Genomic DNA, 13,206 nt, shown 5'->3' with positions numbered 1-13,206 from the left:
CTAGATGTCTCTCAGCCGCATCTCGGTCACCGGGGTGCGCAATCTGCACCCGGTGACCCTCTCCCCCTCCCCGCGTATCAACATCCTTTACGGTGCCAACGGCAGCGGCAAAACCAGTGTGCTGGAGGCTATCCATCTGCTGGGTATTGCTCGTTCTTTCCGTAGCAGTCGACTGCTTCCTGTCATCCAATACGAACAACCGTCCTGCACGGTTTTTGGCCAAGTCGAACTCGCTCAAGGCGGACACAGCAGCCTGGGTGTTGCTCGGGATAGACAAGGCGAGTTCCAGATCCGCATTGACGGACAAAATGCCCGTAGCGCTGCTCAGCTCGCTGAAATCTTACCGTTACAGTTGATCAATCCGGATAGCTTCAGATTGCTCGAAGGCGCGCCGAAGATACGTAGGCAATTTTTAGACTGGGGAGTGTTCCACGTGGAACCTCGTTTCATGGCCACCTGGCAGCGACTGCAGAAGGCCCTGAGGCAGCGTAACTCGTGGCTTCGGCATGGTACACTTGACGCCGCTTCGCAGGCGGCATGGGACCGTGAGCTGTGCCTGGCGAGTGACGAAATCGATGAGTTTCGACGTGCTTACATCAAGGCATTGAAGCCAGTCTTTGAGCAGACTTTGAGCGAACTCGTTGAGCTCGAAGGTTTGACCCTGAGCTACTACCGAGGATGGGACAAAGAAAAAGAGCTGAGCACTGTGCTCGCTTCTTCCTTGAGTCGTGATCAGCAAATGGGTCATACCCAAGCCGGACCACAACGAGCTGATTTGCGTCTTAGATTAGGCGCTCACAATGCGGCGGATATTTTGTCTCGCGGCCAGCAAAAGTTGGTGGTCTGTGCGCTACGTATTGCTCAGGGACATTTAGTCAGTCAGGTAAGACGCGGTCAATGTATTTACCTAGTGGATGATTTGCCTTCCGAACTGGATGACAACCATCGCCGGGCGCTTTGCCGTTTGCTGGAAGAATTACGCTGCCAGGTATTCATCACCTGTGTAGATCAAGAATTTTTGAGGGAAGGCTGGCAGACGGAAACGCCAGTTGCTTTGTTCCACGTGGAACAGGGCCGTATCACCCAGACCCACGACCATCGGGAGTGATTGCATGAGCGAAAATCAAACGTACGACTCGTCCAGCATTAAAGTGCTGAAAGGACTTGATGCCGTACGCAAGCGTCCCGGAATGTACATCGGCGATACAGACGACGGTAGCGGTCTGCATCACATGGTATTCGAGGTGGTTGATAACTCGATCGACGAAGCACTGGCAGGCCATTGCGACGACATCAGTATCATCATTCATCCTGACGAATCGATCACCGTCCGCGACAACGGTCGCGGTATTCCGGTAGACGTACACAAAGAAGAAGGCGTTTCGGCAGCTGAGGTCATCATGACCGTGCTGCACGCTGGCGGTAAGTTCGACGACAATTCTTATAAGGTATCCGGCGGCCTCCACGGTGTGGGCGTCTCGGTGGTAAACGCCCTCTCGGAAATTCTGCTGCTGACAGTGCGTCGTAGCGGCAAGATCTGGGAGCAGACCTACGTCCACGGTGTCCCGCAGGAACCGATGAAGATCGTAGGTGAAAGCGACACCACGGGTACTCAGATCCACTTCAAGCCTTCGGCCGACACGTTCAAGAACATCCACTTCAGCTGGGACATTTTGGCCAAGCGGATTCGTGAACTGTCTTTCTTGAACTCCGGCGTCGGCATCATGCTGAAGGACGAGCGCAGCGGCAAAGAAGAGCTGTTCAAGTACGAGGGCGGTTTGCGTGCGTTCGTTGAGTACCTGAACACCAACAAGACTCCGGTCAACGAAGTCTTCCACTTCAACGTCCAGCGTGACGATGGTGTGGGTGTCGAGATCGCGTTGCAGTGGAACGACAGCTTCAACGAGAACCTGTTGTGCTTTACCAACAACATCCCGCAGCGTGACGGCGGTACTCACCTCGTGGGTTTCCGCTCTGCGCTGACACGTAACCTGAACAACTACATCGAGCAGGAAGGCCTGGCCAAGAAGCACAAGGTCGCCACCACCGGTGACGATGCGCGTGAAGGTCTGACAGCAATCATCTCGGTGAAAGTACCTGATCCCAAGTTCAGCTCGCAGACCAAGGACAAGCTGGTTTCGTCCGAAGTCAAAACTGCCGTTGAGCAGGAAATGGGCAAGTATTTCTCGGACTTCCTGCTGGAAAACCCGAACGAAGCCAAGGCGGTTGTCGGCAAGATGATCGACGCTGCGCGCGCTCGTGAAGCCGCTCGCAAGGCCCGTGAGATGACCCGCCGTAAAGGTGCATTGGACATCGCTGGCCTGCCGGGCAAACTCGCCGACTGCCAAGAGAAAGACCCTGCCCTCTCCGAACTGTACCTGGTGGAAGGGGACTCTGCTGGCGGATCAGCCAAGCAGGGGCGTAACCGTAAGACCCAGGCCATCCTGCCGTTGAAAGGCAAGATCCTGAACGTGGAAAAAGCGCGTTTCGACAAGATGATCTCTTCCCAGGAAGTAGGCACCTTGATCACCGCGCTGGGCTGTGGCATCGGCCGCGAAGAGTACAACATCGACAAGTTGCGTTATCACAACATCATCATCATGACCGATGCTGACGTCGACGGTTCTCACATCCGTACCTTGTTGCTGACCTTCTTCTTCCGTCAGTTGCCTGAGCTAATCGAGCGCGGCTACATCTACATCGCTCAGCCGCCGCTGTACAAGGTCAAGAAAGGCAAGCAGGAGCAGTACATCAAAGACGATGAGGCCATGGAAGAATACATGACCCAGTCGGCTCTGGAGGACGCCAGCCTGCACCTCAGCGAGTCCGCACCGGGTATCTCGGGCGAGGCGCTGCAGCGTCTGGTCAACGACTTCCGCATGGTCATGAAGACGCTCAAGCGTCTGTCGCGCCTGTACCCTCAGGAACTGACCGAGCACTTTGTTTACCTGCCTCCTGTCACGCTGGAGCAGCTTTCCGACCACGCCGCCATGCAGTCGTGGCTGGACCTGTTCGATGCGCGTCTGCGCACCGGGGAGAAGTCGGGTCTGGTTTACAAGGCCAGCCTGCGCGAAGACCGTGAACGTAATGTCTGGCTGCCAGAGGTCGAACTGATCTCCCACGGCCTGTCGAATTACGTCACCTTCAACCGCGACTTCTTCGGCAGCAATGACTACAAGACCGTTACCGCCTTGGGCCTGCAGATCAGCTCTCTGCTGGAAGAAGGCGCTTACGTTCAACGTGGCGAGCGCAAGAAGCAGGTTACGGAGTTCAAGGACGCCCTCGCCTGGCTCATGGCAGAAAGCACCAAGCGCCACACCATCCAGCGATACAAAGGTCTGGGCGAGATGAACCCCGATCAGTTGTGGGAAACCACAATGGACCCAAGCGTGCGCCGCATGCTGAAGGTCACCATCGAAGACGCCATCGGCGCTGACCAGATCTTCAACACCCTGATGGGTGATGCGGTCGAGCCACGCCGTGACTTCATCGAGAGCAACGCGTTGGCGGTGTCCAATCTGGATTTCTGATCCAGAGCGCATGCTTCACCATCAACCCCGGCGAACGCCGGGGTTTTTGTTTATACGCAGTTTGAGATAACGAGGGGTGTACCGGATCAGTCAGCAGCCGCCTCAATCCTCGTAAAAGCGAATCCTGTTGCCGAACGGATCGTAAACCTCAAGCACCCTACCCCATCCCTGCTCCACGATATCCGGCCTGCCGTATCCATAACGCTTGGCCCGTAATTCATCGCGTAGCATTTCTATGTTCTTCATTGGGACGAAAACTGTTGAGCCAGGGCTGCAATCGCCGTGGTGTTCGGACAGGTGAAGTTTTAAACCATCCCTGGCGATCCCAAGGTACAGCGGCAGATCGGCCTCGAAACGATGTTCGAACTCGACGCTGAAGCCCAGAAAGTCCAGGTAGAACTCACGTGCTTTGGCTTCGTCGAACATTCGCAATATGGGTATCGGGCTGTCGAAGGTGACGGTTGCTGGCTGAGTGGCGGTTTCTTCGTGCAGCAAAGCCGAGGCTGTGTTCCAGTCCTTGTAGCCCAACTGCTTGGCAACCAGCTCCAGTGCTTCAGAGTGAGACACGCGCTGGTCACTTACTTCCAGTGCCGCACGCAGCGTTTTAGCCCACTGCTTGGCTTGCTCAATGGATGACATCGTTACTCCCAGAGTCGAAGCATGTTGGTGCTCGCATTGCCAAGGCTCGACCGGTCGTTAACGATGCAGTTGAGTAGGGAGAAGCAATGCTTTCACCTTCCATGCGGAGCGAGCGGCAGGCAGCATCAGCCAGATACCGATAGTACACAGGCCCCATTCGAGGCGAAAGACGGTCGTTGTGTGCAGACCCTCAAGACCTTCGGTTTTCATGAAAACCGTCATTTCAATGGCAATAAAAAACCGACCTGAAACAGGTCGGTTTTTTTGTATCACTAAAACTTATGCACGTTTTCGGCTTGTTAATGGCGTTAAGAAATAAATATCCCAATCAACAGCTTACGTGCGTTTTTTATCATTTATCGAAAAAGCGTACACAGGTTATCCACAAAATCAGGCCGGGACTTTTTCGCCGCTCGATACAGGTGCAGCCGGTGAACCCAATGCACGCTGAGTTTCTTCGTTCCACGTCTGGACGCGCTCATTCAGTGCAGCGATGGCGCGCGGGCCTGTGCCCTCTGCATACATGGGGGCGCCTATGACGACCTGAATGGTCCCAGGCTTTTTCGCCCAGCCGTCTTTCGGCCAGTATTTGCCCGCGTTGTGCGCCACCGGCAGCACCGGTAAGTCTGCGTTGACTGCCAGCGCCGTACCGCCACGGGAGAATTTGCCTACCTGGCCATACGGCACGCGGGTGCCTTCAGGGAAGATCAGTACCCAGACGCCATCCTTGAGCAGCTCGTCGCCCTTCTTGGCGATTTCCTTGAGCGCGGCCTTGGGGTTGTCGCGATCGATCGCGATGGGACGCAGCATGGCCATTGCCCAGCCGAAGAATGGCACGTAGAGCAGCTCGCGCTTGAGCACTTGGCTCAACGGTTCGAAGTAGGCTGACAGGAAGAAGGTTTCCCACGTGCTCTGGTGGTTGGAGATGATCACGCAAGGGGTTTGCGGGACGTTGTCGGCACCGCTGACTTCAACCTTGATGTTGAGGAAGACACGGGTCAGCCAGATGGCGCATCGGCACCAGTAGACGTTGATGAATCGATAGCGAGCCTTGAACGGCATGAACGGCGCGATGAAAAAGCTCAACGTGCACCATAGCAACGAGCTGGTGCCCAGCAACAGGTAGAAGAGGAAAGTCCTGATTGCCTGCATGATCGACATAGTTACGTTTACCGTACGGGCGAGTGCCCGCTCCTTGAGCGCCTCAAGCCGAACTTAGTGGGTGTTCAGCGAAACGCTAGTGTGGATAAGTTCTGCGGCAACCGCCGCTAGATCGTCAAAAACAAGGGTGCCGGCCGGTATGTCACCGGCCAGGGTCTTCTGACCTTTGCCGGTTTTCACCAGAACAGGCTGAGAATCGACGGCCAAAGCGGCCTGCAGGTCACCTTTGCTGTCGCCCACAAACCATAGACCCTTCAGGTCCGCTGCGTAATGTCGGGCGATGGTCTGTAACATGCCGGGCCGGGGCTTTCGGCAGTTGCAGCCCTCGTCTGGCCCATGCGGGCAATAGACGATCAAACCAACCTCGCCACCCTGCTCGGCCACCAGCTCGCGTAATCGCGCGTGCATGGCGTCCAGCGTGGCCAGGTCGTAATAACCTCTGGCAATGCCGGACTGGTTGGTGGCAACCGCCACCGTCCAGCCGGCTTTGCTCAGCGCTGTGATCGCCTGGATCGAGCCGGGAATGGGTATCCATTCCTCGACCGACTTTATATAAGCGTCGGAGTCCTGGTTGATCACCCCGTCCCGATCCAGTATCAGCAGTTTCAACATCGACCCCTTGTCAGCCCAGCAACGAGATATCGGCAACACCCAGGAACAGGCCACGTAGACGAGCCAGCAACGCATAGCGGTTGGCACGCACGTTGGCGTCTTCGGCATTGACCATCACGGCTTCGAAGAACGCATCGACCGGCTCACGCAGACTGGCCAGACGCGCCAGCGATTCGCTGTACTGACGCTCCGCCGCCATTGGCTGCACAGCGTGATCGGCCTGCTGGATCGCCGAGTACAGTGAAAACTCGTTGGCGTTGTCGAAGTACTTGGGCTCAACAGTCTGGGCAATTTTGCCTTCGGCCTTGCTCAGCAAGTTCGATACACGCTTGTTCACGGCAGCGAGCGCAGCGGCTTGTGGCAGCTTGCGAAACGCCTGGACCGCTTGCACACGCTGATCGAAGTCCAGCGCCGAGCCTGGCTGCAGAGCACGGACCGACAAGTACACTGCCACGTCGACGCCTTCGTCTTCGTAGCGCGCACGCAGGCGGTCGAAGATGAATTCCAGGACCTGTTCCGACAGCCCTGCCGATTTGACCTTGGCACCGAACTGAGTGACCGCGAATTTCACAGTGTCGATCAGGTCCAGGTCCAGCTTCTTCTCGATCAGGATGCGCAGGATACCCAGCGCTGCACGACGCAGTGCATAGGGGTCCTTGCTGCCGGTAGGCAGCATGCCGATACCGAAAATACCCACCAGCGTGTCGAGCTTGTCAGCGATGGCAACGGCCGCACCGGTAAGGGTGCTCGGCAACTCTGCACCGGCGCCGCGTGGCATGTACTGTTCGTTCAGCGCCAGCGCAACGTCTTCCGCTTCGCCGTCAGCCTTGGCGTAGTAGTAACCCGCCACGCCCTGCATTTCAGGAAACTCGCCGACCATCTCGGTCGACAGGTCGCACTTGGACAGCAGACCGGCGCGCGCTGCACGTTGGGCGTCGCCGCCGATGCGTGGCGCGATATAAGCGGCCAGTTTCGAAACACGTTCGGCCTTGTCGTAGACGCTGCCCAACTGAGCCTGGAACACGACGTTCTTCAGGCGTTCGTTGAAGGTTTCCAGCTTCTGCTTCTTGTCCTGCTTGAAGAAGAACTCGGCGTCGGTCAGGCGTGGACGAACCACCTTCTCGTTACCGGCGATGATCTGTGCCGGGTCCTTGCTCTCGATGTTAGCGACCGTGATGAAACGTGGCAGCAGCTTGCCGTCGGCATCCAGCAGGCAGAAATACTTCTGGTTGTCCTGCATGGTGGTGATCAGCGCTTCCTGAGGCACTTCAAGGAAACGCTCCTCGAAGGAGCACACCAGCGGCACCGGCCACTCGACCAGCCCGGTCACTTCGTCCAGCAGGCTTGGCGGCACGATGGCGGTGCCTTCCTGTTGGGTGGCCAGCTCTTCGACGCGCTTGCTGATGATCTGGCGACGCTCGTTGAAGTCAGCCAGTACGTTGGCGGCACGCAGGTCGCTCAGGTAACCGGCAGGCGAGGAGATACGCACATCTTCCGGGTGATGGAAACGGTGACCACGGGAATGACGACCCGACGTCTGAGCCAGGATCGTGCAGTCGACCACTTGATCGCCGAACAGCATCACCAGCCACTGGGTCGGACGCACGAACTCTTCCTTGCGAGCACCCCAGCGCATGCGCTTGGCGATCGGCAGGTCGTTCAGCGAGTCTTCGACAATGGTCGGCAGCAGGGAAATGGTCGGTTTGCCGACAATGTTCTGGCTGTAACGCAGTTTTGGGCCGCTCTGATCGATTTCGCTCAGATCAACGCCGCACTTCTTGGCAAAGCCCAAGGCTGCTTGCGTGGGGTTGCCGTCAGCGTCGAACGCAGCCTGGCGCGGCGGGCCGTCCAGATTGACGCTGCGATCCGGCTGCTGTGTGGACAGCTCGGTGATCAGTACAGCCAGACGACGCGGTGCGGCGTAGACCTGTTTGGCGCTGTAAGTCAGCCCCGCGCTCTGCAGGCCTTTCTCGATACCGGCCAGAAACGCGTCGGCCAGTGAACTCAGGGTCTTGGGTGGCAGTTCTTCAGTGCCCAGTTCGACCAGAAAATCCAGAGCACTCATTGTGCAGCCTCCAGCTTAGCCAACACTTCGTCACGTAGATCGGGCGGCGCCATCGGGAAGCCGAGCTTGGCCCGGGCTTGCAGGTAAGCTTGAGCTACCGAGCGAGCCAGCGTGCGTACACGCAGGATGTATTGCTGACGCGCCGTCACGGAAATGGCGCGGCGGGCATCCAGCAGGTTGAACGTGTGCGAGGCCTTGAGGACCATTTCGTAACCCGGCAATGGCAGCTCGAGCTCGATCAGGCGCGCAGCTTCGCTTTCGTAGAAATCGAACAGCTCGAACAGTTTGTCGACGTTGGCGTGTTCGAAGTTGTAGGTCGATTGCTCCACCTCGTTCTGATGGAACACATCTCCGTAGGTCACTTTGCCGAACGGACCGTCAGCCCAGACCAGATCGTAGACCGAGTCCACGCCCTGCTGGTACATGGCCAGACGCTCAAGACCGTAAGTGATCTCGCCGGTGACCGGGTAGCATTCCAGGCCGCCCACTTGCTGGAAATAGGTGAACTGCGACACTTCCATGCCGTTGAGCCAGATTTCCCAGCCCAGACCCCAGGCGCCCAGCGTCGGCGATTCCCAGTTGTCTTCGACGAAGCGTACGTCGTGGACTAGAGGATCGAGGCCGATGTGCTTGAGCGAGCCCAGGTACAGTTCCTGGAAGTTGTCCGGGTTCGGCTTCAGGATCACCTGAAACTGATAGTAGTGCTGCAGGCGGTTGGGGTTCTCGCCATAGCGGCCGTCAGTAGGACGACGGCTGGGTTGAACGTAGGCGGCGTTCCAGGTCTCGGGGCCTACGGCGCGCAGAAACGTGGCGGTGTGGAAGGTGCCGGCGCCTACTTCCATATCGTAGGGCTGAAGTACCACGCAACCTTGTTCTGCCCAGTATTGCTGGAGGGCGAGGATCAAGTCTTGGAAGGTACGCACGGCTGGCGTAGGCTGGCTCACAAATTTCACCTGTGCTGGGCTGCGATTCAAAGAGCGGGAGTATACCCGATTCGGCTGCACGTCCACCCTTGGGAGCCCTATGACACGCTGCTTTTGGTGCAACGAAGACCCCCTTTACATCGCCTATCACGATCAAGAGTGGGGCGTGCCGCTGCGCGATGCGCAGAAGCTCTTCGAGTTGCTTTTGCTCGAAGGGTTCCAGGCGGGCCTTTCATGGATCACGATTCTTAAACGACGCGCCCGTTATCGCGAGGTATTGTTCGGGTTCGACGCCGAGCGCCTGGCCCAATTGACCGACGCGGAAATCGACGCATTGATGCTCGATCCGACCATCATCCGCAATCGCCTCAAGCTCAAGGCCGTGCGCACCAATGCCAAGGCCTGGCTGGCGCTGGAAGACCCGGTCGGTCTGGTCTGGTCGTTTGTCGGCGGCCAGCCGAAAATCAACCATTTCAAGGACCGTAGCGAAGTTCCCGCGATCACCGCCGAAGCCCAGGCCATGAGCAAAGCGCTGAAGAAAGCCGGTTTCACCTTCGTCGGTCCGACCATCTGTTATGCCTACATGCAGGCCAGCGGGATGGTCATGGATCACACCATTGATTGTGATCGATACGCGATCCTGAGCCGCTGACGGTACAATGCCTGCCTCAAGAATCCGGGAGTGATCTGTGGAAAAGTTCAAAGGCGCCATGATGGTCGGTGCGCTACGCCTGTTTGCCCTTCTGCCCTGGCGGGCCGTGCAGTGGGCCGGCACCGCCATCGGCTGGCTGATGTGGAAACTGCCCAACCGTTCGCGTGAAGTGGCGCGGATCAACCTGTCCAAGTGCTTCCCCGAGCTGAGCGAACCTGAGCTTGAAAAACTCGTGGGCAAAAGCCTTATGGACATTGGCAAGACGCTGACAGAAAGCGCTTGTGCGTGGATCTGGCCTGCACAGAAATCAATCAATCTAGTGCGCGAAGTTGAAGGCCTCGACGTGTTGAAGGACGCGCTGGCATCGGGCAAGGGCGTGGTCGGTATCACCAGCCACCTGGGCAACTGGGAAGTGCTCAACCACTTCTATTGTAGCCAGTGCAAACCGATCATTTTTTACCGTCCGCCCAAGCTGAAGGCTGTGGATGACCTGTTGCGCAAACAGCGGGTGCAACTGGGCAACCGTGTAGCAGCGTCCACCAAGGAAGGAATCCTCAGCGTTATCAAGGAAGTTCGTAAAGGGGGTTCGGTGGGCATTCCCGCAGATCCGGAGCCGGCAGAGTCAGCCGGTATCTTCGTGCCCTTCTGCGGCACCGTGGCCCTGACCAGCAAGTTCGTGCCGAACATGCTGGCGGGTGGCAAGGCCGTCGGCGTCTTCCTCCATGCCATGCGCCTGCCGGATGGTTCAGGCTACAAAGTCGTGCTGGAAGCTGCCCCCGAAGCGATGTACAGCACCGACACCGAAACGTCGGCAGCGGCGATGAGCAAAGTGGTCGAGAAGTACGTACGCGCTTACCCGAGCCAGTACATGTGGACCATGAAGCGCTTCAAGAAGCGGCCTGAGGGTGAGAAGCGCTGGTATTGAACTGCCTCGATACTGATCGTGCCCATCGCTGCGCGTGGGCGGCGTTACCACGCTGGAGCGTGGGCATGATCAGCCGCCTCTTATCAAACAACCTGTAGACCATTGAAGAAACGGGTTTTTGTGGGAGCGGACCGGGCGGCGTTCCGTTTGTCCGCGAATAGGCTGGTACATCCGACGCATATGCAGTGGTTGAAATACTGCATTCGCGGACAAGTCCGCTCCCACGACGTCCGATGTTTGCTGCGCGACAGCGCTACGTTGAAGACGTGGTGAAGCCTCCCACAGTCGAGCCATCCACGGCTAACCCGCTGTCGCGATCAAACCCCGTTGCTCCAGTGCCGCCTGCGGGTTCATGCGGATCAGATTCACGGGTATTGATTTGGCCGCTGGCGTATTGCTGCGACTGTCCCGATTGGCCAGTGGCAGCAAGCCGTTGGTTTCCGGGTAATAGGCTGCGCAGCACCCCTTCGGTACGTCAAATGCGATCACTTTGAAGCCGACCGCACGACGCGTCGTCAGAGGGTCCATTGCCGTATGAAGCTCAACATAATCGCCTGCCTTGAGCCCCAACCGCTCTATGTCGTCAGGGTTGAGCAACACCACCATACGGTCACCATAAATGTCCCGGTAGCGGTCATCATCCGAATACACTGTGGTATTGAACTGGTCGTGACTGCGGATCGTCATCAACTGCAGGTGTTCGGCATCCGGCGGCGTATCGTCTTCGTCATACACGCCTTCCGGAAAGAGGAAATTGGCTTTGCCCGTCTCGGTGTCCCATTTGCGCTCTCTGGCAGCATTGGGCAGCCGGAATCCGCCTGGTTCGCGGATACGCTGGTTGAAATCGTAAAACTGCTCGGGCAGCACTTGCTCAATCTTGTCCCGAATACGCGAGTAGTCGGCCACATAGCTGTCCCACTCCACGTTGGGGTTAGGTGGCAGCGTGGCCTTGGCGATTGCGGCAATGATCGCGATTTCCGAGATCAGGTGTTCTGACGCAGGTTCCAGCGCGCCGGTCGAGCCATGCACCATCGACATCGAGTCCTCGACCGTGACGGTTTGTGCCACGCCGTTCTGCATATCCAGCTCCGAGCGTGCGATACACGGCAACAGAAAGGCTTTTTGACCATGTACCGTTGCGCTGCGATTGAGCTTGGTATTGACCAGCACGGTAAGCTTCAAAGGGCTGACGGTCGGGCAGATGACGTCGATGTCAGGAATGGCGCGAAAGAAATTCCCACCCATTGAAATGAACGCTTCGACTTCTCCGCGTAACAGTGCTTCGCAAGCTTCCGCCACGTCGTGACCGCCTCTTCGGGAGGCCTCGAAACCAAACACGTTGCTCATGCTGGCGAGAAACGGCTCATGGGCTTTTTCGTAAATGCCCATCGTGCGATCGCCCTGAACATTGGAGTGGCCGCGAATCGGGCAGGCTCCGGCACCCAGCTTGCCGATGTTGCCGCGCAACAGCAGCAGGTTGATGATCTGCTGCATCGCGTCGCCGCCCCGCTTGTGCTGGGTCACACCCATGCCCCAACAGCAGATAACGCGTTCCGAGCGCATGTAGACTGCTGCCACCTCTTCGATGGCTTGTCGGCTCAGGCCGGAATGACGTTCGATGATGTTCCAGGGCAGTTTTCTGCAGTAGTCGGCGTAACGCTCGAACCCGTGGGTATGCTTCTGAATGAACGCCACATCGAGAATGCGTGGACGGTTTTCACGACGAGCCAGATCATCAGCCTCGATCACCACTTTGCAAATGCCCTGCATGGCGACCATGTCGCCACCGGTTCTGACCTGATGGTACTGAGAGCTGATTTTCACGCCTTGGCCGCCGATCATGTCACGCGGGTTCTGGGGCGAGGCGAAACGGACCAACGCCTTTTCGCGCAACGGATTGAACGAAATGATGCTGGCGCCGCGTTTCGCTGCGGCATGCAGTTCGGACATCATTCGCGGGCTGTTGGTCCCGGGGTTCTGGCCGATGATGAATATGGCGTCGGCGTGCTCGAAATCTTCCAGCGACGTGGTGCCTTTGCCGACCCCTATCGCTTCCGGTAGCGCCACGCTTGTCGTCTCATGGCACATGTTCGAGCAGTCGGGGAAATTGGCCATGCCATACAGTCGGCCGAATAACTGGTAGAGAAAGGCCGCTTCGTTGGATGTACGGCCAGAGGTGTAAAGCTCCAGCTTCCAGGGATCGCTGAGCTGACGAAGCTCCTCGCCAATCTCGGCAAACGCCTGCTCCCAACTGACAGGCAGATATTTGTCAGTCGCAGCGTCATAGCGCATCGGTTCGGTAATGCGGCCCTGGTCCTCAAGGTCGTGATCAGTCCATGTCGCCAGCTCGCTGACGGTGTGTTTGGCGAAAAACTCGGGCGTGACGCGTTTTTTGGTGGACTCCCAGGCAAGTGCCTTGGCGCCGTTTTCGCAGTATTCAAACGTGTGCGGTTTCTTCGGGTCAGGCCAGGCGCAGCTAGGGCAGTCGAAGCCATCGGGCTTGTTCATCGACATGAGCGCACGATTGCCGCGTATCAGCACATGCTGATGCAACAGATGCTTGGTGACCGCATTCAAGGCGCCCCAACCGCCCGCGGGCGAACCACCTGTCTGCGAACCTTGCAGCGGAGCCTTGGAATGAAGGGCTTTGGTCATTGCGAATGTTCTCCCTGAAAATGGCCTGGATCAGGCCTGGTGAG

The 13,206-nt window shown here is 57.7% G+C and carries 10 protein-coding genes; 4 read left to right on the top strand and 6 right to left on the bottom strand.

Annotated elements, in window-relative coordinates; all coding sequences use genetic code 11:
- Window positions 1-4 precede the first annotated feature (4 nt).
- Together recF and gyrB are read left to right on the top strand one after the other, a co-directional pair.
- A complete protein-coding gene (gene recF, locus ALP40_RS22035; protein WP_122210276.1) occupies window positions 5-1,108 on the top strand; it encodes a DNA replication/repair protein RecF in 1,104 nt (367 codons plus the stop codon).
- 4 nt (window positions 1,109-1,112) lie between these two features.
- Window positions 1,113-3,530, top strand: coding sequence for a DNA topoisomerase (ATP-hydrolyzing) subunit B (gyrB, locus tag ALP40_RS22030; protein WP_004882454.1), 2,418 nt, complete (start codon window positions 1,113-1,115; stop codon window positions 3,528-3,530).
- Window positions 3,531-3,632: 102 nt separating this feature from the next.
- Here the strand turns inward: gyrB and ALP40_RS22025 are convergent, their stop codons facing one another.
- The 5 genes from ALP40_RS22025 to glyQ form a co-directional block, all read right to left on the bottom strand.
- Window positions 3,633-4,169 (bottom strand): glyoxalase superfamily protein, encoded by a 537-nt coding sequence (locus ALP40_RS22025; protein ID WP_122210275.1) that lies wholly within the window; start codon window positions 4,167-4,169, stop codon window positions 3,633-3,635.
- Window positions 4,170-4,559: 390 nt separating this feature from the next.
- Window positions 4,560-5,330 carry a 1-acyl-sn-glycerol-3-phosphate acyltransferase gene (locus tag ALP40_RS22020; RefSeq protein ID WP_122210274.1) on the bottom strand — a complete coding sequence of 257 codons (771 nt, stop codon included), beginning with the start codon at window positions 5,328-5,330 and terminating at the stop codon, window positions 4,560-4,562.
- 54 nt (window positions 5,331-5,384) lie between these two features.
- Window positions 5,385-5,942 (bottom strand): D-glycero-beta-D-manno-heptose 1,7-bisphosphate 7-phosphatase, encoded by a 558-nt coding sequence (gene gmhB / locus ALP40_RS22015; RefSeq protein ID WP_181115328.1) that lies wholly within the window; start codon window positions 5,940-5,942, stop codon window positions 5,385-5,387.
- Between the two features lie 10 nt (window positions 5,943-5,952).
- Entirely contained in the window at window positions 5,953-8,007 is a 2,055-nt protein-coding gene (gene glyS, locus ALP40_RS22010; RefSeq protein WP_122210273.1) for a glycine--tRNA ligase subunit beta, read from the bottom strand.
- Window positions 8,004-8,951, bottom strand: a complete 948-nt coding sequence (gene glyQ / locus ALP40_RS22005; RefSeq protein ID WP_004882469.1) for a glycine--tRNA ligase subunit alpha — start codon at window positions 8,949-8,951, stop codon at window positions 8,004-8,006. Before glyQ ends, glyS begins: the two co-directional genes overlap by 4 nt.
- A gap of 79 nt (window positions 8,952-9,030) precedes the next feature.
- Here glyQ and ALP40_RS22000 point away from each other — a divergent pair, with 79 nt between their 5' ends.
- Both ALP40_RS22000 and ALP40_RS21995 read left to right on the top strand, forming a co-directional pair.
- On the top strand, window positions 9,031-9,582 hold the full coding sequence (locus tag ALP40_RS22000) for a DNA-3-methyladenine glycosylase I (protein WP_122210272.1): 552 nt from the start codon (window positions 9,031-9,033) through the stop codon (window positions 9,580-9,582).
- 37 nt (window positions 9,583-9,619) lie between these two features.
- Window positions 9,620-10,507 (top strand): lysophospholipid acyltransferase, encoded by an 888-nt coding sequence (locus tag ALP40_RS21995; RefSeq protein ID WP_122210271.1) that lies wholly within the window; start codon window positions 9,620-9,622, stop codon window positions 10,505-10,507.
- A gap of 300 nt (window positions 10,508-10,807) precedes the next feature.
- On the opposite strand, the gene ALP40_RS21985 is transcribed toward ALP40_RS21995, so the two are convergent.
- The gene (locus tag ALP40_RS21985; RefSeq protein ID WP_122210269.1) at window positions 10,808-13,162 is read right to left on the bottom strand and encodes an FdhF/YdeP family oxidoreductase; all 2,355 of its coding nucleotides are present in this window, start codon (window positions 13,160-13,162) and stop codon (window positions 10,808-10,810) included.
- Window positions 13,163-13,206 lie beyond the last annotated feature (44 nt).

The sequence above is a fragment of the Pseudomonas viridiflava genome, assembly GCF_003702045.1.
Lineage (GTDB): Bacteria > Pseudomonadota > Gammaproteobacteria > Pseudomonadales > Pseudomonadaceae > Aquipseudomonas > Aquipseudomonas viridiflava_C.
This window is presented reverse-complemented; position numbering and strand designations above follow the sequence as displayed.

What these genes read in the sequence shown, in the direction of transcription:
- recF (WP_122210276.1), top strand. Translation starts at nt 5, where the DNA reads ATGTCTCTCAGCCGCATCTCGGTCACCGGGGTGCGCAATCTGCACCCG.
- gyrB (WP_004882454.1), top strand. Translation starts at nt 1,113, where the DNA reads ATGAGCGAAAATCAAACGTACGACTCGTCCAGCATTAAAGTGCTGAAA.
- ALP40_RS22025 (WP_122210275.1), bottom strand. Translation starts at nt 4,169, where the DNA reads ATGTCATCCATTGAGCAAGCCAAGCAGTGGGCTAAAACGCTGCGTGCG.
- ALP40_RS22020 (WP_122210274.1), bottom strand. Translation starts at nt 5,330, where the DNA reads ATGTCGATCATGCAGGCAATCAGGACTTTCCTCTTCTACCTGTTGCTG.
- gmhB (WP_181115328.1), bottom strand. Translation starts at nt 5,942, where the DNA reads ATGTTGAAACTGCTGATACTGGATCGGGACGGGGTGATCAACCAGGAC.
- glyS (WP_122210273.1), bottom strand. Translation starts at nt 8,007, where the DNA reads ATGAGTGCTCTGGATTTTCTGGTCGAACTGGGCACTGAAGAACTGCCA.
- ALP40_RS22000 (WP_122210272.1), top strand. Translation starts at nt 9,031, where the DNA reads ATGACACGCTGCTTTTGGTGCAACGAAGACCCCCTTTACATCGCCTAT.
- ALP40_RS21985 (WP_122210269.1), bottom strand. Translation starts at nt 13,162, where the DNA reads ATGACCAAAGCCCTTCATTCCAAGGCTCCGCTGCAAGGTTCGCAGACA.